The sequence below is a fragment of the Actinophytocola sp. genome, from assembly GCF_035634895.1.
Lineage (GTDB): Bacteria > Actinomycetota > Actinomycetes > Mycobacteriales > Pseudonocardiaceae > Actinophytocola.
In genome coordinates this window covers 30,844-53,048 of sequence record NZ_DASQCC010000062.1, presented here as the reverse complement: position 1 = coordinate 53,048, position 22,205 = coordinate 30,844, and the positions used below count along the sequence as shown (strand labels likewise).

The 22,205-nt window shown below is 71.1% G+C and carries 19 protein-coding genes and 1 pseudogene; 10 read left to right on the top strand and 10 right to left on the bottom strand.

The window, feature by feature from the left end; all coding sequences use genetic code 11:
* Positions 1–162: 162 nt before the first annotated feature.
* The 3 genes from VET29_RS08990 to VET29_RS08980 all read right to left on the bottom strand — a co-directional run bounded on the left by VET29_RS08990 (position 163) and on the right by VET29_RS08980 (position 6,259).
* Positions 163–723 carry a phosphatase PAP2 family protein gene (locus VET29_RS08990; RefSeq protein WP_324917405.1) on the bottom strand — a complete coding sequence of 187 codons (561 nt, stop codon included), beginning with the start codon at positions 721–723 and terminating at the stop codon, positions 163–165.
* 40 nt (positions 724–763) lie between these two features.
* The gene (locus VET29_RS08985; RefSeq protein WP_324917402.1) at positions 764–4,318 is read right to left on the bottom strand and encodes a choice-of-anchor D domain-containing protein; all 3,555 of its coding nucleotides are present in this window, start codon (positions 4,316–4,318) and stop codon (positions 764–766) included.
* Positions 4,319–4,618: 300 nt separating this feature from the next.
* On the bottom strand, positions 4,619–6,259 hold the full coding sequence (locus tag VET29_RS08980; RefSeq protein WP_324917399.1) for a xylosidase: 1,641 nt from the start codon (positions 6,257–6,259) through the stop codon (positions 4,619–4,621).
* Between the two features lie 243 nt (positions 6,260–6,502).
* Here VET29_RS08980 and VET29_RS08975 point away from each other — a divergent pair, with 243 nt between their 5' ends.
* Positions 6,503–7,714: a WS/DGAT domain-containing protein gene (locus VET29_RS08975; protein WP_324917396.1), complete on the top strand. Its 1,212-nt coding sequence runs from the start codon at positions 6,503–6,505 to the stop codon at positions 7,712–7,714.
* 309 nt (positions 7,715–8,023) lie between these two features.
* On the opposite strand, the gene VET29_RS08970 is transcribed toward VET29_RS08975, so the two are convergent.
* Positions 8,024–8,830, bottom strand: coding sequence for a class I SAM-dependent methyltransferase (locus VET29_RS08970; protein ID WP_324917393.1), 807 nt, complete (start codon positions 8,828–8,830; stop codon positions 8,024–8,026).
* On the bottom strand, positions 8,817–9,317 hold the full coding sequence (locus VET29_RS08965; protein ID WP_324917390.1) for a MarR family transcriptional regulator: 501 nt from the start codon (positions 9,315–9,317) through the stop codon (positions 8,817–8,819). The genes VET29_RS08970 and VET29_RS08965 overlap by 14 nt, the downstream gene beginning before the upstream one ends.
* A 194-nt stretch (positions 9,318–9,511) precedes the next feature.
* Here VET29_RS08965 and VET29_RS08960 point away from each other — a divergent pair, with 194 nt between their 5' ends.
* Both VET29_RS08960 and VET29_RS44045 read left to right on the top strand, forming a co-directional pair.
* The gene (locus VET29_RS08960; protein WP_324917387.1) at positions 9,512–10,036 is read left to right on the top strand and encodes a hypothetical protein; all 525 of its coding nucleotides are present in this window, start codon (positions 9,512–9,514) and stop codon (positions 10,034–10,036) included.
* A gap of 65 nt (positions 10,037–10,101) precedes the next feature.
* Positions 10,102–10,266, top strand: a pseudogene (locus VET29_RS44045) (serine hydrolase); the annotation flags it as partial.
* A 307-nt stretch (positions 10,267–10,573) separates the two neighbouring features.
* On the opposite strand, the gene ilvD reads toward VET29_RS44045, so the two are convergent.
* Positions 10,574–12,274, bottom strand: coding sequence for a dihydroxy-acid dehydratase (ilvD, locus tag VET29_RS08955; protein WP_324917384.1), 1,701 nt, complete (start codon positions 12,272–12,274; stop codon positions 10,574–10,576).
* A gap of 223 nt (positions 12,275–12,497) precedes the next feature.
* Between ilvD and VET29_RS08950 the strand changes: the two genes are divergently transcribed.
* A complete protein-coding gene (locus tag VET29_RS08950) occupies positions 12,498–13,535 on the top strand; it encodes a 5-methyltetrahydropteroyltriglutamate--homocysteine methyltransferase (RefSeq protein ID WP_324917381.1) in 1,038 nt (345 codons plus the stop codon).
* A gap of 84 nt (positions 13,536–13,619) precedes the next feature.
* On the top strand, positions 13,620–14,276 hold the full coding sequence (locus tag VET29_RS08945; protein ID WP_324917378.1) for a PASTA domain-containing protein: 657 nt from the start codon (positions 13,620–13,622) through the stop codon (positions 14,274–14,276).
* Here VET29_RS08945 and VET29_RS08940 read toward each other — a convergent pair.
* Positions 14,257–15,498: an NAD(P)-binding domain-containing protein gene (locus VET29_RS08940; protein WP_324917375.1), complete on the bottom strand. Its 1,242-nt coding sequence runs from the start codon at positions 15,496–15,498 to the stop codon at positions 14,257–14,259. The two genes, VET29_RS08945 and VET29_RS08940, sit on opposite strands and share 20 nt — an antisense overlap.
* A 6-nt stretch (positions 15,499–15,504) precedes the next feature.
* A complete protein-coding gene (locus VET29_RS08935) occupies positions 15,505–16,062 on the bottom strand; it encodes an OsmC family protein (protein WP_324917372.1) in 558 nt (185 codons plus the stop codon).
* A 141-nt stretch (positions 16,063–16,203) separates the two neighbouring features.
* Between VET29_RS08935 and metX the strand changes: the two genes are divergently transcribed.
* Genes metX through VET29_RS08915 form a run of 4 tightly spaced genes read left to right on the top strand, consistent with a single transcriptional unit; the run spans position 16,204 to position 19,795 of the window.
* Positions 16,204–17,403 carry a homoserine O-acetyltransferase MetX gene (gene metX / locus VET29_RS08930; RefSeq protein ID WP_324917368.1) on the top strand — a complete coding sequence of 400 codons (1,200 nt, stop codon included), beginning with the start codon at positions 16,204–16,206 and terminating at the stop codon, positions 17,401–17,403.
* A gap of 12 nt (positions 17,404–17,415) precedes the next feature.
* The gene (locus VET29_RS08925; RefSeq protein ID WP_324917365.1) at positions 17,416–18,753 is read left to right on the top strand and encodes an O-acetylhomoserine aminocarboxypropyltransferase/cysteine synthase family protein; all 1,338 of its coding nucleotides are present in this window, start codon (positions 17,416–17,418) and stop codon (positions 18,751–18,753) included.
* The gene (locus tag VET29_RS08920) at positions 18,750–19,232 is read left to right on the top strand and encodes a CoA-binding protein (protein WP_324917360.1); all 483 of its coding nucleotides are present in this window, start codon (positions 18,750–18,752) and stop codon (positions 19,230–19,232) included. Before VET29_RS08925 ends, VET29_RS08920 begins: the two co-directional genes overlap by 4 nt.
* Before the next feature lie 41 nt (positions 19,233–19,273).
* The gene (locus tag VET29_RS08915) at positions 19,274–19,795 is read left to right on the top strand and encodes a cupin domain-containing protein (protein WP_324917357.1); all 522 of its coding nucleotides are present in this window, start codon (positions 19,274–19,276) and stop codon (positions 19,793–19,795) included.
* Here VET29_RS08915 and VET29_RS08910 read toward each other — a convergent pair.
* On the bottom strand, positions 19,749–20,345 hold the full coding sequence (locus VET29_RS08910; RefSeq protein WP_414636466.1) for a TetR/AcrR family transcriptional regulator: 597 nt from the start codon (positions 20,343–20,345) through the stop codon (positions 19,749–19,751). The two genes, VET29_RS08915 and VET29_RS08910, sit on opposite strands and share 47 nt — an antisense overlap.
* Before the next feature lie 79 nt (positions 20,346–20,424).
* On the opposite strand from VET29_RS08910, the gene VET29_RS08905 reads away from it, so the two are divergent.
* The gene (locus tag VET29_RS08905) at positions 20,425–21,339 is read left to right on the top strand and encodes an NmrA family NAD(P)-binding protein (RefSeq protein WP_324917354.1); all 915 of its coding nucleotides are present in this window, start codon (positions 20,425–20,427) and stop codon (positions 21,337–21,339) included.
* On the opposite strand, the gene VET29_RS08900 is transcribed toward VET29_RS08905, so the two are convergent.
* Positions 21,323–22,150 carry a class I SAM-dependent methyltransferase gene (locus VET29_RS08900; protein ID WP_324917351.1) on the bottom strand — a complete coding sequence of 276 codons (828 nt, stop codon included), beginning with the start codon at positions 22,148–22,150 and terminating at the stop codon, positions 21,323–21,325. The two genes, VET29_RS08905 and VET29_RS08900, sit on opposite strands and share 17 nt — an antisense overlap.
* Positions 22,151–22,205: the final 55 nt, after the last annotated feature.

Sequence of the window (22,205 nt, the reverse complement as noted above, 5' to 3'; positions counted from 1 at the left end):
CCGACCACCCCGACACGGCGTCCGATCCGGCAACAACGGCTCCAGCCGCGCCCACTCCACATCCGTCAAATCATGACGATCAAACATACGCCAGGTTCTACCCGACCCATCCCACAAGATCCACAGGACACGCCCTAGTGCCCACTCCACCTGGACGGGGCACTAGACCGGTCCGGCGGTGACCGCGTGTACCGCCGGGACGGCGGCCATCGCGAAGAGCGTGCCGCCGGCCACGTCGGTCAGGTAGTGGTAGCCGAGGCCGACCATGCCGATGGTGACGGCGACCAGCAGGACGACGCCGGCGACGACCGTGATCCTGCGGGCCAGGCCGTGCGTCAGCATGAACACCACTACGACGGTCGAGACCATGCTCACCGTGTGGCCGCTGGGATAGACGAGCGAGTCGTCCCGCCAGCGGCCGAACAGCGGCTTCAGCAACCAGGTGTTCGCCGCGACCGCGATCGACGGTCCCAGCACGGCGAACAACGCGTCCCGGGGCCGCGAACTCTGCACGCACCACACGACCACCAGCACCAGGGCCGGCAGCAGCACGTACGGCTCCGTCGGCAGCATCAGCGCCCGCAGCACCCCGTGCGGCCACCCGGCGACCGCGGCCCCGGCGACGTCGTCGACGTCGCCGGGGCCACGGCCTCCAACGAGGAGTCCAAGCGCGACGGTCAGCACCAGGCAGGCGACGACGACCGTCGGCTGACGGGAGCGCATGACCGACTGTAACGCGGGACGCGCCGGCCGGCCGGCGCTCCTACGAGCTCCAGACCTGGAACTCGGCCACCTGACCCGCCGGCCAGCCGCTGTTCGCCGTGACGTTCAGCCGGAAGTAGCGCTGGGACGTCGCCGTGAAGGTGATCGTCACGGCGTTGTCGCCGCCCGGCGTGAACGCGTAGCTCGTCGCGCCCGTGACCGTGGTGAACGTGGATCCGTTGGTGCTGCCCAGGACGGACAGCGTCTCGTTCCGTGCGCCCCACGCCGCCGGCAGCGCCACGACCACGCGGCTCGCGCTCTGCGCGGACCCCAGGTCGACCTGAACCCATTGCGGGAACGCGTTGTTGGCGCTCTCCCAGTACGTGTTCTGGTTGCCGTCGGTCACGTTGCCCGACGCGTAGACGTCTGTGTGGCTCGACTCGCTCGTCGGCCTGCCGGCGGCGAGGTTCGTGCTCGTGCCACCCCCGCCCGTGCCGGACAGGGCCACGGTCGTCGGGCTGTTGCTCGCGTTGCTCGTGACCGTGAGCGTGCCCGTGCGGGTGCCCGTCGCCGTCGGCCGGAAGCTGACGTCGACCGTGCACGACCCGCCGACCGCGACGCTGCCGCAGTTGTTCGTCTGCGTGTAGTCACCCGAGACCGTCACGCCCGACACCGACGCGGCAGCCGTGCCGGTGTTCGACACCGTCACGGTCCGGGCGCCGCTCGTGGTGTTGAGCGCCTGCGCCGGGAACGTCAGCGACGACGGGTTGGTGCTCAACGCCGGTGAGTTCGGCGTCGTGCCGCCGCTCGGGTACACCTCGAGCTCCGACAGCTGGCCGGCCGGCCACCCGCTGTTGGCCGTGATGTTGACACGCACATAGCGGGCGCCGACCGACGGCACGGGGATGGTCACGACGTTGCCCGGCGAGGTGAACGTGTACGTCGCGGACGCCACGGCCGTGCCGAAGCTCGACCCGTTGGTGCTCGTCTGCACCGACAGCGTCTGCGTGCGCGTGGGCCACGACGAGCTCGGCGGCAGCTTGAGCGTCACCTTGCCTACCGTGTACGCCGACCCGAGATCCACCTGCAACCACTGCGGGAACGCGTTGTTGGCGCTCTCCCAGTACGTGTTCGCGTCGCCGTCCGTCGCGGTCGCGGCGGCCTGGGTGCCGTTGACCTCGCTGCTCGCCGACGCCGGCCTGCCGCGCGCGACGTTGGTGTCGGCGCCGATGCCGTTGCCCGTGAGGGACACCGTCGTCGGGCTGTTGTTGGCGTTGCTGGTGATCGTCGCCGATCCCGTGCGCGTGCCCGACGCGGTGGGCCGGAACGTGACGGTGACGGTGCAGGACGCGTTGACCGCGAGCGTGCCGCAGTTGTTCGTCTGGCTGTAGTCACCGGACGTGCTGACGCCGGAGACCGTCGCCGGCGTCGTGCCCGTGTTGGTGACGCTGACGTTCTGCGTCGCCGTGCCGCCGACGACCGTGGCGGGGAACGACACGCTGCCCGGGTTCGGGCTCAGGACCGGGCCGGGTGCCACCCCCGTGCCCGACAGCGGCACGGTCGTGGTGACGCCCGCGGCGGTGACGGTCAGGTTGCCGGCACGGGAACCCGACGCGGTCGGGCGGAACGTGACGCTGACCGTGCACGACGAGCCCGCGCCGATGCTGCTGCCGCAGTTGTTGGTCTGGCTGTAGTCACCGCTGGTGGCCACGGAGCTCACCGCCGCGGCCGCGGAACCGCTGTTGGTGACGGTGACCGCCTGCGAGCCGCTCGACGATCCCGTTGCCACGGAACCGAAACCGAGCGCCGTCGGGCTGACCGAGATCTGCGAGGAGTTGTCCGGCAGGTAGGGCGGGAACGCCGGATGGGCGATGTTCTGACACTGCGGGGTCGCGAAGATCCCCGAGTTGCCGCCGCCGTCGGTGAGCGTGAACCCGACACCGCAGCTGTAGATGGGGCCGGGCGCACCGGTACCCGTCGCGGTGCTGTTGGTGATCGTCGCCGAGCCGCCGACCTGCTCCTGGACCACCCAGGTGCCGGTGTTCTGGATCGTCGCGTTGTTGATCTTCACGTTGGTGATGCTGGAGCCCGACACGAACTGGATGGCCTCGTACGGGCTCTGCTGGATCAGGATGTTGTCGACGTTCGTCAGCCCGTTCATGGCCGCGTCCCGCGCGTCGAACCACAGCGCGCCGACGCCGAACTGCCAGTTGGGGTCGAGGCTGCCGGACCGGATGATCGTGTTGCGCAGCACGTCGGTGCGCCCGAGCGTCGTCGAGGCGAAGCGTTGCGCCACATGGATTCCGCCACCCTGTGCCAGGCCGGCGTCGATCACCCGGTTGTCGGTGACGAAGTTGTCGTGGCCGCCGTAGATCGCGATGCCGTTGGCGAGGATCGGATACTGCACGGTGTTGTGGTCGAACGAGTCGTTCACGTCCGCGTTCTGTTCGGCCCAGGTCGCGAGGCCGTCGTCACCGAGGTTGCGCAGGTCCGAGTTGGTGACCTTGGAGTTGGTGACGCCGTTGTGGAAGTTGACGCCGTCGGCCGTGACGTCGCGGATCCGCATGCCGCTGAACACGAGGTTGGTGAGCGGGCCGTCCATCCAGGCGCCGACCTTCATGTGCTCGATCCACACCCGGTCCACAGTGGAGTTGGAGAGCGCGCCGCCGATGCCGTTGACCTGCGCGCCGTCGTTGCGTTCCTGGACGTCACCGAAGATCGCGAAGTCGGCGAGGTGCACGCCGCTGCTGCCGTTCGGCGCGTAGTTGCCGTAGAAGCCGGGTGCCGCGCCGACGACCGTCGACCGCCACATGCCGGCGCCCTTGATCGTGACGTTGTTGAGGATCAGGTGACCCGGGATCTTGAACGTGCCCTCCGGGATCCACACCGTGCCGCCGGCGCCGGCCTGCGAGATCGCCGAGTTGAAGGCGCCGGTCGAGTCGGCGTTGCCGGTCGGGTCGGCGCCGGTGCTGGTCACCGAGACCGAGCCGGACGGCTGGGACAGCGCGCCCGGGACGTTCTCGAAGTCCGCGAAGTCGATCGTGTAGGACCCCGCGGTGCTCTCGGCGTCGACCTGCAGGCGGAACTTGGTGCCGGCCGGGTAGCTGGTGGAGAAGAGGCGGTGCACCTCGTCGTAGAAGTGGTGCGGGTTGCTGCCGGGGGAGTTGGTGAAGGGATAGCCGCCGTAGTACCAGCTGTAGGCGTTGGTGAGGGTGAAGTTGGTCTGCTTGGTGCCGTTGACGTAGAGGGAGAGCGGGGTGGTGTAGACGGACCCGCTGCCGGAGTCCGGGATGCTGTAGCGGAAGACGATCGAGTTGGTGGCGGCGGGCGCGGTGAACTCGACGTACTTCCCGGTGCCCTGCAACGTCACCGCTTTGCGGTAGGACGCCTCGGCGGGGAGGGTGTTGTAGTCCGCGCTGGGGCCGATGACGGTGCCGTTGGTGGCCGCGTTCTCGGCCTGTACCTCGACGTAGGGGAGGGTGGCGCCGACACCGCCGGTCGCGGCCGCCGCGGCGGGCTGAGCCGCGAGGACGACGGCGCCGGCGGCGGCGAGCACGGCGGCGGCGAACACGCTGACGCGGGCCCGCCTGTTCGTGGGCGTGTGTGGTGTGGACATTCGCAGCTCTTCTCTCGGCAGGGACGAGTAGGCGGCGCGGCTGGCCGGTCGTGACGAGTCGCTTGCTCGACGGCAGGGGCAATTAAGGGAGACCGGAACTCCCCGGACACCACTGCGCAATTACTAGACTCAAAGTTGCAAGAAAGCGACACCACGGATGGCCGGTATGGCGCGGTAGGCCCGCGGGCGCCACTGCCCGTGAACTCGGGAAAGGGCATGCCGTCCGTGACCAGAACGCCGCGCGACCGGAGCAGGCAGCCGGCCGCGCGGTCGATCTGGCCGACCGTCCACGGCTGAGGCTCAGTTGCTGATCAGGTCGAACTTCTCCCAGTCGCCGATGGCGGTGCGGTTGGCGATCAGGGCCGCCGCGCCCGCGTTCTCGGCGCAGACGTACTGGTTGTTGGCCTGTGCGCGGAGGCTGACCGTGCCGTCGGGGTTGCGGACCAGCGCGAATGTCTCCCACGGGCCGACGGACGTCCGGTTGGCGATCAGCGCCGCCGCGCCGGCGTTGTCCGCACAGACGTACTGGTTGTTCGACCTGGCCCGCAGCGCGACGTTGCCGCTGCCCCGGTCGACCAGGTCGAACCGTTCGTTCGTGCCTGTCGCCGTCGCGCTCGCGATCAGTGACGCGCCGCTCGCCGCGGTGACGTAGCGGCTGTTGGCCCGTGCGTGCAGGCTGACCGTCCCGGTCGGCTGGGTCGTCCCGCCGCCGGGCTGCGTCGGGCGGGTGGCGGTCAGGGCGAGCTGTCCCTTGAGCATCCGGCCGCCGTCCGAGGTGAGGCGCAGGTAGTAGTCCGCCGAGCAGGCGGTGCCGTCCTCGTCGAGCGCGAGGATGCCGGAGCCGGCCGGGACCGTGGCGCCGGACTCCGCGGTCTTCGCGATCTGGTTGCCCTCGTTGTACTCGTCGAACATCGAGATGTAGATGCCTTGCGCGCCAACGCGAACCATGTTGTAGAACTGGCGCCACATGAAGTCGCCGTGCGCGCGCTGGCGTTGCTGGAGGTCGCCGGGGAGCACGCACGGCTGGTAGTCGATGCCGTGGGCGTCGCAGTCGGCCTGGTCGCCCTGGTTCGCGTTCGTGTAGAACCAGTCGGAGCCGGCCGCGTCGCCGATACGTCCGACCATCCAGGGCGAGATCATGTTGAACGCGTGGTAGGTGTCGAGGAAGCCGGGCCGCGAGTCGCTGTTGCCGGCACGCCACCAGGTGGGGACGCCGCCCATCACGTAGCAGCCCTGGTTCCTGAACCAGTTGATCACGTCGAGGCAGGTGCCGGCGTCCCACGGGTGGTTGCCGTCGTTGAAGCCGAAGCCCCAGATGCCGACGACCGGCTTGCCGTTCTGCCTGGCGTAGGCCGAGGACGACGCGTGGGCGGACATCCTGTTCGCCCAGTCGGCCTTGATCTCCGGCTGCATGTTCGTCCAGCCGGACACGTCGTACATGATGTAGAACCTGCGGCCGGTGGCCTCGGCCGCGCTGCGTACCCGCGAGGCAACGGCGTCGCGGGTGGAACCCTCGGAACCGTTGGGGTTGAAGCGTTGTAGCGCGGCGGTGTCGCAGCCGTTCTGCTGCATCCAGCCGAAGTGGACGTTCACGGTCTGCTGGTCGTAGGAGGAGAACAGCGTGGCGGGCTGACCGTTGCCGAGGTTGTTGTACGCGCTCTGGTAGCCGCGGGCGTAGTCACGCATGTCCGGCCAGCTCTTGATGCCGGTGTTGCCGGGTGACGGCGGCTGCGACCAGTTCTGGCTCCAGTGCCACCAGCCGTTGATGGGGGCGCCGTCGCCGGAGCAGGCGAACCAGCCCTGGTAGCCGACGGTGATCTTGCCGACGACGTCACCTGGCGGGCTGGCGGCGGCGGCCGTGGCGGGGAAGTTCGCAGACAACGCGCCGGCGGCGGAAACCGCGAGCGCGGAGGTGAGCAGGGACCTGCGAGAAAACTCCATGGTCAACTTCCTTGTCGACAAATCATCGGAGGTTTAGACCATCGTAGCTTTGGCGATACAGTGCTGCAAGAAGTCGTCATAGTTGTGAAAATTAGAGACACTCGCGGCCCTGGGCACCCCGACGACGTGGCGAGGACCCTCCGCGCCGAGATCCAGCCCGCTGCGACCAGGAGACAAGACGTTGTCATGGCCGGGACGTCGATACTTGCAGCCGTCGAGGGTGTGAGCTACCGAAGGCGTGTGATGGACGACTTATCCACGGTCCCCGCGGACTTTCTTGGGACGACGTTCGCTCGGCTCGGGCAGATCTCGTCGGAGCCGAGTGATACCTGCTTCGGGCTCGTCTTCCGGATCGCCGGGGCGTGTCCGCCGGTCGAGCAGTTGCGTGCGCGGGTCGCCGCACAGGTCGGGCGGCTGCCGCTGCTGACCCACCGGCTCATGGCCCGGCAGTCCGTCACCTGGGAGCGTGACCCGGACTTCGACGTCGCCCACCACGTCCGGGTTCTCCCACGTGGCACGGAACTCCTGTCCGCGCGGCAACTCGGCGCCTTCGACCCCGCGCACCCGCCGTGGGGGCTCTGGGTGTCCGAGGACGACGACTCCTGGCGCCTCTTCTACCTCGTGCACCACGCCCGCCAGGACGCCGCCGCCGCCCTGCGCACCGTGACCGCCCTCCTCGGCGATGCCACGATCGACGCGCGGCCCAGCCGTGCCACCGGTCGTGGCTGGGCCGCCGCCGCGCGGATCTACCCCGACCTGCTGCGGACCTGCAGGTCCGCCCCGCCCGTCCCGCGTGGGAAATACGGCACCGGCCGGGCGATCGGCTGCCAAGCCGTGGACACCGCCCTGCTCAAGGACGTAGGGGACCGCACGGGGGCGGCCGTCAACCAGGTCCACCTCGCCGCGATGTCCGCCGCACTGGACCGCTGGGCGCCCTGGCCGGACGCCACCCGCCGGCAGGTCAACATCCCCGTCGACACCCGCGATCCCGGTGACACCAACGCTTTCGTCAACCGGCTCGGGTTCATGCGGGTGGCGCTGCCCTGCGGCACGGCCAACCTCACCGACCGCCTGCGGCAGGTGATGGTCACGGCCGGCCGGCGGCGCACCGCCCGGTACCGCCGCGCCTGGGCGGCCCTCACCCGCGCCGCCGACCCTCGCCCCGCGATGTGGGCCATGCAGCGGATCACCGACCACACCCAGATCTCGATGACGCTGTCGAGCCTGCGCGTACCGGCGCCACTGACCCTGGCGGACGCACCGGTCCTGGACATGACCACGATCCCGTGGCTGCCCCCCGCCCACACGTGCTTCGCGTTCCTCGTCAGCTACGGCGACCACACGCGACTGACCGTCCTCGCCCCGGAAGGCGCTCCCGACCCCACCGACCTGGCGACCCACTGGCACGACGCGGTCCACGAGCTGCACAGCGCGCGGAGCAGCCAACCCGCCTGAACCGCAACGCGATACTCGGCCGGGCCCGCGCAAGGGGCCTCGGTGCGGGGTGCTGGGTGCTGGCCGGTTCGGACCCGGCGCCGACGCGTTGCCAGGTTGTCCTGGCCCCGCAGCGTTCGCCGAGGGCTCGCGAGTGGAGAAATGGAAAAGGCCGCCGACAGCGAGGGCGAAGTCGGCGGCCGTGGCTTCGGTGTCGCGGCCCTGCATCCGCGTCACCGTTGCTCTGTGGGGTGGGTTCCCGCGTTTCGCGGGGTTCTAACCCCTACTTTCGTAGGTTTGGCGCGCCGCGGCATCGCGTGCGCTCCTGGTTCAGAACGTGAAGCGGTAGTCCACGGACGAGTTTCGCATCGCGGGGATGGTGTTCAGAAATCCGTAGCAGGCGCGGTAGCCGCGTGTGGGGATTCGGTCGCGGTGGGCGGTGATCGGGACTTGTTCGGCGAGCGTCAGGCGGGGGTTCATGCGTTCGATGTCCTGGCCGTCCCGGGTGGACCACACGAACGGCTTGGACACGCGGACCATCCACGGTGCCACACCGTCGAACAGCAGCTCTCCCGACGGGAAATGGTCCGTCAGGCGCCGGAGTAGTCGCCGGATCTCGGTTTCCGCCAGATACGGGAACAAGCCCTCGGCGACGATCAGGGCCGGGCGGTCAGCCGGCAGGTCGGCCAGCCAGCCCTCGTCGGTCACCGACGTGCCGATCATCGTGTAGTCGCCCTGCTCCGGGTAGATCTGCCGCCGCAGGTCGATGACGTGTGGCCGGTCGACATCGAACCAGCGCCGCGCGCCCCGCGGGTCCAGGCGGAGCATCCGGCTGTCCAGACCGCACCCCAGGTGCACCACGACAGCCTCCGGCTCACGCTCGAGAAAAGCACGGCTCCAGTCGTCGAGCTGGACCGCACGCAAAGCGACCAGGAACTGGTTCGCACTGGGCTTGACGCGCCGCTTCAGCTTGTCGAAGTCGTACTCGATGCGCTCGACCGCCCCGACCGCGTAGTGGTCGCCGAGGATCGGCCGCGGCAGGTGACTCTCGTACGCCCTCAGGTACAGGGTGCCGAGCAGCGTCCACGTCACCCCGTCATCCGGGATCGCGGTGAAGTCGACCTTACCGGGTTTCATCCCGTGCTCCTTCGCGATAGTCCTGCCAGCGTTGGAGAAACTCGTCCGCGTCGCGCACCGTGAAGGCGAAGAAGTCCCGGGTCTCCGCCAGCCTGGCCCGCTGGTCGGGCCGGTCCTCGCCGACCACGGACAGCCCGAAGTCCAGCGTGTCCAGGCTCAGCCGCACCGCGGACATCTGGACCCGCATGACCGACATCCAGCCGCCGCTCACGACGCGGTAGCGGTGCTCGCGGCTCGGCGCGGGCGCGCGCTCGATCATCCCGCCCGCCTCCAGCTGCCTGGCCACCGTGCTGACCGCGGTCTTGCTGACGTCGAGGTCCGCCGCCAGCTCGGTGAGCGACCGCTCCGGCGGGTCGCACACCATGAGCCACCCGTACAGCCGGCCCATCGTCCGCGTGCCGCCAAGACGCTCCATGACCAGTCCCATCCGGTCGACGAACTCGCCCTCCGGGGCCTCCATGGACATCAACCTCGTGTCGTTCGTCAAGTACGTACTTTACGAAGGATACGCCGTGGCCCGTTCGCGGCCACCGTGGGTGGCGCGGTACGGTCGTCCGCGGTGGTTCCCGGCCGCCTCTGGGTCCGCGGGCAGAGCTGCAAGCTCACCGGTTTTCAAGCAGACAGTCGGCATGTCTTTCCTGCCCGATGTCGCGGACTCGCGGGTGACGAGGAAGGACTGCCTTGTCCGATCAGCCACGTGCGCTCCCCGACCGGCCGAGCCTCCGGTTCCTGAAGCTCGAGGCGAAACGCCGCCTCACCGCGGGGGAGTTCGCCACACTCGACCAGGCCCAGCTGGTCATCGCCCGTGAGCACGGGCTGGCGAGCTGGACCGCGCTCAAGCGACACGTCGAGGCGCCCAGCCACGCCCTCGCCCAGATGCGCTGGGTCGTGTCCCGCTGCGCCGCCGCCGACGCGCCGGAATGGCCACCACCCACCGAGGCGGAGCTGCGCCAGCACTTCGACGACCGCTACCTCGACCTCGTGCCGCGGGACTGGCTGAACCGCCTGTTCGGCACGATCGCCAAGCAGCTGCGCCAGGACCTCGCCGAGGTACGGGCCGAGCCGCTGCGCCTGCGTGCGCGGCTCGGCGACCTGCGGGTCGAGGCGGAGACCGAGGACGCCCCGCCGTACCGCCTGCGCCAGCTGCGGTTCCACCCCGTGGAGCGGACGGCCGACGACGCGCGTGGCGGCCCCGCCGACGCCTGACCCGGGCACGGTGCCTGCCGACACGGCCGGCGTCGTTCGCCGAGCTGGGACTGGTCGGCCTCATCGTGGGCGGCGAGGGGTGGGTGCACGCGCGGGGCTGGGCGAACCTCGACCAGAAGCAGGAGTTGCCGCCTGCGCACCGGTTCCCGGCGTCCGCGAGCACCATGCTGGTCACCGCGACGGCCGTGCTGAGGCTGGTCGCGGACGGGCGTGTGGGGCTCGACGAGCCGGCGAACAGGTACCCGCGCACCATCCGGCTCGCCGGCGAAGTTCGCCGACCGCGTCCCCGACCTGGTCCGCTTCGGCCTTGGTGGTCGTCGCCGCTACCCGGCACGCTGGCCCGCGAGGCGCCGACACCGCAGGCCGAGCGCGACGGCCCGGGCGGCCAGGTGGGCCTGGGCTGGGGCCTCCAGTTGCCGAAGAACGTGGCCGGACACCCCGGCGCCGGCGGGGGCTTCCCGGCGTCGCTGATCATCAGGCCGAGCACCGGTCAGCCCTGGGTCGTCGTCACCAACCGTCAGGTCCTGGCGGAGGCGGTCAACGAGCGGCCGGGTCGCTGGCAGGGAGTGCCGGGTTGGTGGTCGCGCCCGTGCTCGCGCTGCCCACCTGCGCCTCGTACTTCGCGAGGACGCCGGTGCGGTGCGGGTTCGGCGCCGGCCGCCACTCGGCGGTCCGCGCGACGATCTCCGACGCGGTCAGCGCCACGTCGATGCGCCGCGACGCGACGTCGATGGTGATCGTGTCGCCGTCGCGGAGGGCGGCGATCGGACCGCCGCGGGCGGCCTCCGGTGCCACGTGGCCCACCATGAAGCCGCGGGTCGCGCCGCTGAACCGGCCGTCGGTGATCAGGGCGACCTCGCCGCCGAGGCCCGCGCCCTGCAGCGCGCCCGTCACGGCGAGCATCTCGCGCATGCCGGGACCGCCCGCGGGACCCTCGCCGCGGATCACCACCACGTCGCCCGGCCTGATGTCGCCCGCGAGCACCGCGGTCATCGCCGCCTCCTCGCCGTCGAACACGCGTGCCGGTCCCTGGTGCCACAGGCGTTCGTGGCCGGACAGCTTCACCACCGAACCGTCCGGCGCGAGGTCGCCCCGCAGGATCGCGAGGCCGCCCGTCGGCTTGAGCGGGCGGTCAAGCGGCAGCACGACCTCCTGGCCCGGCGTCTCCGCGGCGTCGCGCCCGGCCTCGCCGAGGGTCTGGCCGGTGACGGTCATCGCGTCCGGGTCCAGCAGGCCGCCCTCCAGCAGCCGCCGCACGAGCAGCGGGACGCCACCCGCCGCGTACAGGTCGGTCGCGACGAACCGGCCGCCCGGCTTGAGGTCGCAGATGAGCGGCGTCTTCGCGCTGATCTCGTCCATGTCGTCGATCGTGACGGCGACGCCCATCTCCGCCGCGACCGCGAGCAGGTGCAGCACCGCGTTGGTCGACCCGCCCGACGCGGCCACGGCGGTCATCGCGTTGCGGACGGACGTTCTGGTGATCACGTCGTGCGGCCGGATATCGCCTGCCAGCACGGACATCGTGAGCCGGCCCACGCTCTCGGCGACACCGCCCTTGTGCTCGTCCTCCGCCGGCACCATGGCCGAACCGAGCGGGCTCAGCCCCATGACCTCGAACACCATCGCCATCGTGTTCGCCGTGAACTGGCCGCCGCACGCGCCGATGCCGGGTGACGCGGCCTCCTCCAGCTCGCGAAGCTCGTCGTCGGTGATGCGGCCGGCGGAGTGCGCGCCGATCGCCTCGTACACGTCCTGGACCGTCACGGCCCGGTCCTGCCAGCAGCCCGGCCGGATGGATCCGCTGTACAGCAACACACTCGGCACGTCGAGCCGGGCCATGGCCATCGCCATGGCGGGGATCGTCTTGTCACAGCCCGCGATCCCGGCGAGCGCGTCGAAGCAGTGACCCCGCGCGACGAGCTCCACCGAGTCGGCGATCACCTCCCGGGAGACCAGCGACGTCCGCATTCCCGGCGTGCCCATGGTGATCCCGTCGGAGATCGCGATCGTGTTGACCTCCATGGGCGTGCCGCCCGCCGCACGGACCCCGCTCGCCACCCCGCCCGCCAGCGTCCGGTGGGAGAAGTTGCACGGCATCGTCCCGGTCCAGCAGTGCGCCACCCCGACGAACGGCTTCGACAGCGACTCCGCGTCGTGGCCCATGCCCTTGAGCTGCGCTCGCGCGCCCGCCCTGGCCGGTCCGTCGACGAGTGCGCGCGAGCGGTGCCGCGGATCCATGGTTGCTCCTCACCTCGCCGTGACCGACGTGCCAGGCCCCACTCTGCTCGCTCGGTGACCGGGCCGCAGCGCCGGGTCGACACCGCGGTGCGCCGGCGCCGATCGTGTCCCCGTGGGCGCCGGGATGGAACGTTCGCCGTGGGCGACCGTCCACTACGGACCGGGTCCGCCCGGCTTCGCTGGGCACCTCGCCGTTCGCCACGCCGTGGCCTAGTCTGCGGTGGTGACATCATTGCCGCTGTTGCCCACGTCGCTGGTGGGTTCGTACGCACAGCCGGACTGGCTGATCGACCGGGCGAAGCTGGCGGGCCGGTTCCCGCCCCGGGTGCGGGCCAAGGAGCTCTGGCGGGTCGCGCCGGAGCACCTGGAGCAGGCCCAGAACGACGCGACGCTGCTCGCGATCCGGGCGCAGGAGCGAGCCGGGCTGGACATCCTCACCGACGGTGAGATCCGGCGGGAGAGCTACTCCAACCACTTCGCGACCGCGTTGGAGGGCGTCGACCTGGACAACCCGGGCACGGCCCTGGACCGCAGCGGTCACCCGAACCCGGTGCCGCGCGTCGTCGGCGCCATCCGGCGGCGCGGGCCGGTGGAGGTCGATGACCTGGCGTTCCTCAAGGCCAACACGGACCACATCGTCAAGATGACCGTGCCGGGGCCGTTCACGATGAGCCAGCAGGCGCAGAACGACCACTACCCGGACGACGAGGCCGCCGCCATGGGCTACGCGGCGGCGGTCAACGCCGAGATCAAGGACCTGCACGCGGCCGGCGCCGACATCGTGCAGATCGACGAGCCGTACATGCAGGCCCGGCCGGAGGCCGCCCGCGCGTACGGGCTCGCGGCACTGAACGCCGCGCTCGACGGCGTGACCGGCACGACCGCCGTGCACATCTGCTTCGGCTACGCGGCGATCATCCACGAGCGGCCGGAGGGCTACTCGTTCCTGCCCGAGCTGGCCGGCTGCACGGCCGACCAGATCTCGATCGAGACCGCGCAGTCCGAGCTGGACCTGGGCGTGCTGGCCGACCTCGCGGACAAGACGATCCTGCTCGGCGTGATCAACCTGGCCGACCACGCGGTCGAGCCTGCCGAGGTCGTGGCCGACCGGGTGCGGCGGGCGTTCCCCTTCAAGTCGCCCGAGTCCCTGGTGATCGCGACCGACTGCGGCATGAAGTACCTCCCACACGAGTCCGCGGTGGGCAAGATGCACGCGATGGCGCGGGCGGCGGCGATCCTGCGGGCGGAGCTGACCGGGTAGCGACTGGCCGCCGGATCCTCGGGCGGGTCCGCTCAGCGCGAAATCGAGCGACTTCCGGCCATGTTGTCAGGCTATCCTGACAACATGGCCGAGGACCCGTGGGTCGAGGGCCGGCAGGCGTGGAGCCGGCTCTCGGAGTGGATTCAGTACGAGAGTGACGCGCGCGGGGCGCTCCCGCGTGACGGTGACGGCGCCCTGCGGGCGCTGGGCGATGTCGGCGAGGTGCGGCGACTGCTGGACCAGGCCGAGTTCGAGGCGGTGCGCAGCGCGCGCCGGCAGGGCCGGTCGTGGTCGGAGATCGCCGTGCGGCTCGGGGTGACGCGGCAGTCCGCGTGGGAACGGTGGCGTGACCTGGACGACGCCGCGCCGGCCGGCCGGCCCCGACGCGATCCGCTCGACGCCACCGCGGTGGAGTTGACGGCGCAGGCACGGGAACGGCGCAGGCGCGCCACGGTGATCGTGCCGAACGTGGTCGGCATGTCGTGGTCCGCCGCCCGGGAGTTGTTGCGTGCCAACCAGCTCGTCGGTGTCGACGCGGACGGGCCCGCGCTGACGAGCGACGGCGCGCCGGTGGCCGACCAGAGTCCCGAGTCCGGGGCCGTCGTCCCGCCGGGGTCCTCGATCACGCTGTGGCTGAGCCGCGGTGGCGGCGGCTCCGGCGTGCGCGAACCGCGCCGGCCCCGGCCGGACCCGTTGGCGGGCAACAAGATGCGGGAAGAGATCACCGACGAGGCGGTGTGACCGCCAGGTACCCCGTGAGGTGGTCGACCACGTCGCGTGCGTCGTCGGCGATGCCGTGGATGAACGTGGACTTGCGGCGGCGCAGGACGGGCAGCCCCAGCGCGTAGAGGCCGGGGCTGTCCACGACGCCGCCGTCGTGGTTCAGGTGGCCCTTGCCGCCGACCACCGGGACGTCGAGCCAGGTGTAGTCGGGCCGGAAACCCGTCGCCCACACGATGGTCCGGATCTCACCGGCGCGCAGGTCCACCCGCAGCCGGGTCGACGCCGGGACACGTGTGGCATCGAAGCGTTCCGGCGGCTTGACGTCGACGCCGGACGACCGGGCCCACGCGTCGAACGTGGTCAGCAGGCGGTCCATCTTGAGGTCCGCCAGCGAGACCACGTTGCGCAGCCCGCCGGAGAACAGCAGCTCCCCGTCCCGCACCATCGCCAACCGGCCGACCAGCTCGACGCCAAGGCCGGTGAGCGTGTTGAGGTCGAGCGACGTCCGGTCCGGCGTGCCGGCCAGCTGCGGCGAGCCGAGCCGCCGCGCCCGGGTGAGGTCGGGCACCTCGTCGTACCGCTGGTCCCACACGCCCGCGGCGTCCATCCACCACAACACGTCGCGGCCGCGGTACATCCGGGGCATCCGGACGTGCTCACCCGTGGACAGCGTGACCTGCCGGCCCGACCGCTGGATCTCGGCCGCCAGCTGCACACCGGTCGCCGACGCGCCGACGACGAGCACGCCGCCCTCGGGCAGCGCCTCGGCGCCCCGGTAGTCGAACGGGGTGACCTGCCCGACCCCGGCCGGCACCGCCGCGCTCAGGGCGGGCACGGCGGGCAGGTTGCACGCGCCGCTGGCGATCACGACCGTCCTGCTGGCGATGGAGCCGCGGTCGGTGGTCACGAGGTAGCCGTCGTCGGTGCGCCGCACCGACGTGACGGTCGTGCCGGTGCGGACGGGCGCACCCGACGACAGGGCGAACCGGTCGATGAGCTCGACCACCTCGCCCATCGACATGTAGCCGTCGGGGTCCGGGCCGCCGTAGGCCTGCCCCGGCAGGCGGCTCTGCCAGTTGGGCGTGAGCAGCCGCAGCGAGTCCCAGCGTTCGGTCCGCCAGGAGTTCGCCACCTCGCCGCGTTCGAGCACGACGTGGTCGACGCCCCGCGCGGACAGGTCGTGGCTCGCGGCAAGGCCCGCGTGGCCCGCGCCGATGACGACCGTGGTGGTGGACTCCAACGAGGCTCAGACGACCTCGACGGTGACGTCCGTCGGGTTGGTCAGCGCGTCGAACACCGCGGAACGCTTCTGGGACTGGGCGACCAGCGCCTCGATGTCCTCCGTGGACGCGTCGGCGTCGATGTCGAACGTCACCTTGATGCCGTTGTAGCCGTTGCGGACGTCGCTGTCGGCGCCGAGGATCCCGCGGATGTCGTGCGCGCCCTCCAGGGTCGCCTCGACCGAGCGGAGCTGGATGCCGCGGTTCTGGGCGACGGACGCGATGCCGGCGGTCAGGCAGCTGCCGAGGCCGACGAGCAGGTACTCGATCGGCGTGATGCCGTGGTCCTCGGCCGCGAAGACCTCCGGGTGGTCGGCGGTGAAGCTCGACTCGGCCTTGTGGTTCTGCTCGGCGCCGAGGCCGAAGAAGTTCTTGACCGTCGACGTGGTGTGCACGCCGTTCTCCCACCGGGTGGTGGAGCGCCAGGTGAACTGGGCGGCCTCGGGGGCGCCCTTGAGCGCTTCGCGTGCGTCCAGGAGTGCCTGGACGTTCACGCCGTTGTCGATGCTGTCGATCGTCGTCATGCGACGGTCCTCTCGAGGCTGCTGTGTTGCGTGGTTCACGTGCTGTCCAGCGACCCTACACGCGGTCTGACCTGCGTCTCAGACTCCGGGACGGCCCGGTTGCCCGGGCGCGGGACCTGCGGCGATAGCTATGATGCGGCCATGGTGTCCGCGGCTACGTTGACGGCCGGTTCCGCCGGCCTGGTGGAGACGCGACACCTCGACCTACCGGAGCCGGTACGGCTCGACAGCGGCCGGGAGCTGCATCCGGTCCGCGTCGCGTACGAGACCTACGGCACCCTCTCACCGCGGCGCGACAACGTCATCCTGGTGTGCCACGCGCTCAGCGGCGACGCCCACGCGGCCGGCGTCTCGGCGGTCCAGCCGGAGGCGAGCACGCGGGACGGGTTCGCGGCCGAGGACCGCGACGGCACGGCCGGCCAGGCGCTCGGCTGGTGGGACGGGATGATCGGCCCCGGCAAGGCGTTCGACACCGACGAGTTCTTCGTCGTGTCCACGAACCTGCTCGGCGGCTGCCGCGGCACGACCGGACCGTCGTCGACCGACCCGGCGACCGGCGAGCCGTACGGACCGGACTTCCCGGTGCTCACGGTCGCGGACATGGTCCGCACCGAGCGGGCGTTCCTCGACGCGCTGGGCGTCGAGCGGCTCGCGGCCGTGGCCGGCGGCTCGCTCGGCGGGATGCAGGCCCTCGAATGGGCGGTGTCCTACCCCGACCAGGTGGACTCGGTCGTGGTCATCGCCAGCACCCATGCCCTGCACCCGCAGGGCATGGCGTGGAACGCGATCGCCCGCGAGTCGATCATGCGTGACCCCGACTGGCAGGGCGGGCGCTACTACGGCACCGGCCGTGACCCCGACGCCGGCATGGGCGTGGCGCGGATGGTCGGTCACGTCACGTACCTCTCGGCGCCGGCACTGAACGACAAGTTCGGCCGCCGCCTGCAGTTCAGCGACGACATCCGGTACACGATCGCCGAGCCCGAGTTCGAGGTGGAGAGCTACCTGCGCCACCAGGCCGACTCGTTCGTCAAGCGCTTCGACGCCAACACCTACCTGACGATGTCGCGTGCCCTGACCTACTTCGACCTCGCGCGGCAGTACGGCGGCGGGTCGCTCGAACGAGCGCTCGAGAGCGTGCGGGCACGCACGCTGCTGATCGCTTTCAGCTCCGACTGGCTGTACCCGCCGGTGGCCTCGGAGGAGATCCACGCCGCGCTTGGCGCGCTCGGCAGGCCGACCGAGCTGCACGTGATCGACGCGCCGTACGGCCACGACTGCTTCCTGCTGGAAGAGGCGCGGCAGACGCCGATCGTCCGCCGCTTCCTGGCCGGCCCCTAGAAAGAGGTACTGGTGACCGACGACTCCTCCCGTGTCGAGCCGGCGCACGAGTTCGGGTTCGAGACCCGGCAGCTGCATGCCGGGCAGCGCCCGGACCCGAACACGGGCGCACGCGCGGTGCCGATCTTCCAGACGACCAGCTACGTGTTCGAGGACCCGGAGTCCGCGGCCGCCTACTTCAACCTGCAGGAGTACGGGAACACGTACTCACGGATCATGAACCCGACGGTCGCGGTGCTGGAGGAGCGGGTCGCGAACCTGGAGGGCGCGGCGGGCGCGGTGGCGTTCGCCAGCGGGATCGCGGCGCAGGCCGCCGCGTTGTTCACCATGCTGGAGCCGGGCGACCACGTGGTGTCGTCCTCGGCCCTCTACGGCGGCACGGTGAACCAGCTCAAGCACCTGCTGCGCAAGATGAACATCGAGCTGGCCTGGGTCGACCCGGACGACCTCGGCGCGTGGCGGCAGGCGGTGCGGCCGGAGACGAAGGCGTTCTTCGCGGAGACCATCGGCAACCCCGGCGGCAACGTGCTGGACATCGAGGCGGTGGCCGCCGTCGCACACGAGCACGGCATCCCACTGGTCGTCGACAACACGTTCGCGACGCCGTACCTGTGCCGCCCGATCGAGTGGGGCGCCGACGTCGTGGTCCACTCGGCGACCAAGTTCATCGGCGGGCACGGCACGAGCATCGGCGGCGTGGTCGCCGAGGCCGGGACGTTCGACTGGTCCAACGGACGGTTCCCGGTGGTCGCGGACCCGTCGCCGGCCTACCACGGGCTGCGGTTCCACGAGACGTTCGGGACCTACGGCTACCTGATGAAGCTGCGTGCCGAGACGCTGCGTGACCTCGGCGCCGCGCTCTCGCCGTTCAACGCGTTCCTGTTCCTGCAGGGGCTGGAGACGTTGTCGCTGCGGATGGAACGCCACGTCGAGAACGCGCGGAAGGTCGCCGCGTTCCTCTCGGCGCACGACCTGGTGTCGCGCGTGACCTACCCGGACCTGCCGGGGAGCCCGTACCAGCCGCTGGTGGGCAAGTACCTGCCGCGGGGCGCGGGCGCGGTGTTCTCGTTCGACGTGGCCGGCGGCCGGGCCGGGGGACAGGCGCTGATCCGCGGCGTGTCCCTGTGGTCCCACCTGGCGAACGTTGGCGACGCGAAGAGCCTGGTCATCCATCCCGCCAGCACCACCCATCGCCAGCTGTCCGACGAGGAACTGCGGGCGGCCGGCGTCGGCCCCGGCACGGTGCGGCTGTCGGTGGGCACCGAGTCGGTCGACGACCTGATCTGGGACCTCGCGCAGGGCTTCGAGGTCGTGGCCGCCACCGTCGAGAAGGAGGTCGCGACCGCATGAGCGTGCCAGCGCGCTACCAGGACGCACTGACGATCCAGCGGGTCCTCAACACCGCGAGGACGATCGCCGTCGTGGGCCTGTCGAACAACGAGCTGCGGGCGAGCTACTTCGTCGGCTACTACCTCAAGCGGCACGGCTACCGGGTGATCCCGGTGAACCCCCGCGCGAGCGAGATCCTGGGCGAGACCAGCTACCCGAGCCTGCTCGACGTGCCCGAGAAGGTGGACATCGTCAACGTCTTCCGCGCCCCGGACGCGCTGCCCGAGATCGCCGAGCAGGCGGTGCGGATCGGCGCAGGGTCGCTGTGGTGCCAGTTCGGCGTGGTCAACGAGACCGGCGGCAGGATCGCGGAGGACGGCGGCGTGACCGTGGTCATGGACCGCTGCATCAAGGTCGAGCACGCCCGGTACGTCGGCCGCATGCACTGGCTCGGCTTCAACACCCAGCGCATCACCTCCGTCCGGGCCGGCCTGCAGTAGCACCGCCGCCCGGGAGCCGCGCTCGCGCACAAGGAGCTGAGATGTCCGTGTCGCACGTCCCGTCCGGCAGCGCGGACGGCGAGTTCGTCCGTACGCCGAGCGGCGCGCTGGTGCCCGCCGAGATCGACCCGTTCCACCGCGCGCTGCGGCACGTCGCGCCGAGCGGCCTGATCGGTGCGACGACCCAGACGACCGGGATGCGGCGGCTGGAGGCGATCAGCGGAAAGACCGTGGGCGCCAGCGGTCTGTGGATGGGGCAGACACACGTGCCGGCGTCGACGGCGTCGGCGAACCACCACCACGGCGCGTCGGAGACCGCGATCTACGTGGTGTCGGGCAACCCGAGGTTCGTGTTCCTGGAAGTCGACGGCGAGGAGCCGGTGGAGAAGCACCTCCAGACCGGTCCGGGCGACTACGTCTTCGTGCCACCGTACGTCCCGCACCGCGAGGAGAACCCGGACCCGCGGACCGAGGCCGTCGTGGTGATCGCCCGCACCACCCAGGAGGCGATCGTGGTCAACCTGGACGGGCTGGACTGGTCCGAGGTGCGGGTGGGGGACTGAACCCCGCCACGGCCAGCCGGAACAGGCGGGCGGCCTCGGCACCGGGGTCGGGGTAGTGCTCGGTGGCCAGGGTGATGCCGACGATCAGGGTGATCAGGTCCGCGACGGTGACGCCCGCCGCCACCGCGCCGTCCTCGACGGCACGCAGCAGCAGGGGGTTCGCCGCGTCCTGCAGGGTGGTCGCGCAGCTGTTCTCGTGGACCGGGTCGGCGTCGTAGGCCAGTGCGGCCGCCAGGCCGCGGGCCGCGACGCAGTAGGCGACGACGTCACTCAGCCAGTCCAGTAGCGCGTCCCGCGCGTCGCCCCGGCCGGCCAGCTCGTGGGCGCGGACCCGCAGTGCCTCGATCCGTTCCCGGGAGACCGCCTCCAGCAACGCCCTGCGGCTGGGGAAGTGCCGGCGCACGGTCGCCGAGCCGACCCCGGCCGTGCGGGCGATCTGTTCCAGCGACGCGGCGGCGCCACGGGTCGCGACCTCCTCCTCGGCCACGGCGAGGATCAGCGCGTAGTTGCGCCGGGCGTCCGCACGCTGGCGCTCGGGCACGGCGGTCATCTCCCTGTTTGCTAAGTGGCGGGTCCCGCCGTATCGTACCCCGAAGTAAATGGCGGACCCCGCCACTTAAGGAGCATTCATGTCGACTGATTCCGTCCTGGTCACCGGCGCCACCGGCAGGCAGGGTGGTGCCACCGCCCGTGCCCTGCTCGAACGCGGCATTCCCGTCCGTGCCCTGGTACGCGACCCGGCCACCGACCGAGCCAGGGCCGTCGAGGCGCTCGGCGCCGAACTGGTCACCGGCGACCTGTCCGACCGCGACTCCGTGATCCGCGCCGCCAAGGGCACCCGCGCCGTCTTCTCCGTGCAGATGCCCGCGTTCACCGCGGACGGCTTCGACTTCGCGGGCGAGGTGACCCAGGGCGTCAACCTCATCGAGGGCGCGAAGGCCGCCGGGGTGCCGCAGTTCGTGCACACGTCCGTCACCGGCGCCGGTCAGCACACCGAGGTGCCGGGCTGGGCCGAGGGCCGCTGGGCGTCGATCGAGCCCGCGCTGAGTGCCAAGAGCACGATCCAACAGCGGCTCCGCGACGCCGGCTTTCCACGTTGGACACTGCTCAAGCCGGGCTTCTTCATGGAGAACTTCCTGCCGTCCATGGCTTTCCTGTTCCCACGCGGAATCGAGGGCGGACTGGTGACCCTCGTGCGGCCCGACACCCGGCTGGCGCTGACCGCGGTGAAAGACATCGGCGCCGCCGCCGCGGCGGCCATCGCCGAGCCCGAGCGGTTCGACAAGGTCGAGCTGGAGTTCGCGAGCGAGTACCTGTCGATGCGGGAGGTCGCCGCGGTCCTGTCCCGCGTGCTCGGCACCGACCTGGTCGCGCCGGACATGACCGAGGAGCAGGCCCGCGCCGCCGGCCTGCCCCTGGCGGGCGCCGGCCACGAGTGGCTCAACGTGGCCGGCCAGCGGGCACGGCCGGAGTTCGCGCGGGACTTCGGCCTGCCGCTCACCGGTTTCGAGGAATGGGCACGGGAGTTCATGCCTCGGCGGTGAGTAGGAACGCGGGGGAGGACCAGTAGTCGACCAGCGGCTCGAGGCCGATGTTCCGGTAGCCGCAGGCGCGGACCTGCTCCGCCCACGCGGTGGCGGGCTGCTCCCAGGTGCTGCGCCGCGCGCCGGGCGCGAGCTGCCCGGTCAGCACCGGCATCAGGAACCCCTGCGCGACGAGGTCCCGCGAGCCGTCGTACTCGGCGAGCCCCTGCTCGTAGGTGGCGGCGAGGAACTCGAGGTGCGCGTCGCCGCCCACCGGATGGTCCGGCACGTCGAACTCGGCCAGCACGAGGTGTGACACGTGCCCACGCAGGCCGGACAGCACGGCCGACCGTTCCTCGTGCGGCAGGGCATGCAACGCGAAGGTCGACTCGGCGAGGTCGAACCGCCGGTCGGCCCCGGCGACGAAGGCCGCCGCGTCCGCCTGGCACGGGATGATGCCGATGTCGGCGGGAGCCGCCGCGAGCGCGGAGTCCAGCAGGGGCCGCGACGGCTCGACCAGTGTGACGGCGGGGACGGGTGTCGCGGCGAGGGCCGGGAGCACGGCTCGCCCGTCCCCGCACCCGATGTCCACGAGCGAGCGGACGCCGAGCTTTCGGTACCGCTCCGCGAGCACGCGGCTGACCGCGTCGTAGAGGCGGACGTTGCCCCCGCCCCGGATGAACGCGGTGAAGGCGGCGGGCTGGTCGTACACCCGCCCGTCGCCGTCGCCGGTCAGATAGGTGCTGAGCGCGTCGTTGAGCAGGGGCAGGGTCGTCCCGTTCGCCAGCTCCGCACTGGCACGCTCGACGTCCCCCGCTGTCAACGCCCGCAACGCGCGAACCTCGTGTCCATTCACAGGTCTCAGTAATACCGGGCGCGCCGGTGAT

Excerpts from the sequence above, each read along its gene's own strand:
- VET29_RS08990 (WP_324917405.1), bottom strand. The coding sequence starts at position 723 with ATGCGCTCCCGTCAGCCGACGGTCGTCGTCGCCTGCCTGGTGCTGACC.
- VET29_RS08985 (WP_324917402.1), bottom strand. The coding sequence starts at position 4,318 with ATGTCCACACCACACACGCCCACGAACAGGCGGGCCCGCGTCAGCGTG.
- VET29_RS08980 (WP_324917399.1), bottom strand. The coding sequence starts at position 6,259 with ATGGAGTTTTCTCGCAGGTCCCTGCTCACCTCCGCGCTCGCGGTTTCC.
- VET29_RS08975 (WP_324917396.1), top strand. The coding sequence starts at position 6,503 with ATGGACGACTTATCCACGGTCCCCGCGGACTTTCTTGGGACGACGTTC.
- VET29_RS08970 (WP_324917393.1), bottom strand. The coding sequence starts at position 8,830 with ATGAAACCCGGTAAGGTCGACTTCACCGCGATCCCGGATGACGGGGTG.
- ilvD (WP_324917384.1), bottom strand. The coding sequence starts at position 12,274 with ATGGATCCGCGGCACCGCTCGCGCGCACTCGTCGACGGACCGGCCAGG.
- VET29_RS08945 (WP_324917378.1), top strand. The coding sequence starts at position 13,620 with ATGGCCGAGGACCCGTGGGTCGAGGGCCGGCAGGCGTGGAGCCGGCTC.
- VET29_RS08935 (WP_324917372.1), bottom strand. The coding sequence starts at position 16,062 with ATGACGACGATCGACAGCATCGACAACGGCGTGAACGTCCAGGCACTC.
- metX (WP_324917368.1), top strand. The coding sequence starts at position 16,204 with ATGGTGTCCGCGGCTACGTTGACGGCCGGTTCCGCCGGCCTGGTGGAG.
- VET29_RS08920 (WP_324917360.1), top strand. The coding sequence starts at position 18,750 with ATGAGCGTGCCAGCGCGCTACCAGGACGCACTGACGATCCAGCGGGTC.
- VET29_RS08915 (WP_324917357.1), top strand. The coding sequence starts at position 19,274 with ATGTCCGTGTCGCACGTCCCGTCCGGCAGCGCGGACGGCGAGTTCGTC.
- VET29_RS08910 (WP_414636466.1), bottom strand. The coding sequence starts at position 20,345 with ATGACCGCCGTGCCCGAGCGCCAGCGTGCGGACGCCCGGCGCAACTAC.
- VET29_RS08905 (WP_324917354.1), top strand. The coding sequence starts at position 20,425 with ATGTCGACTGATTCCGTCCTGGTCACCGGCGCCACCGGCAGGCAGGGT.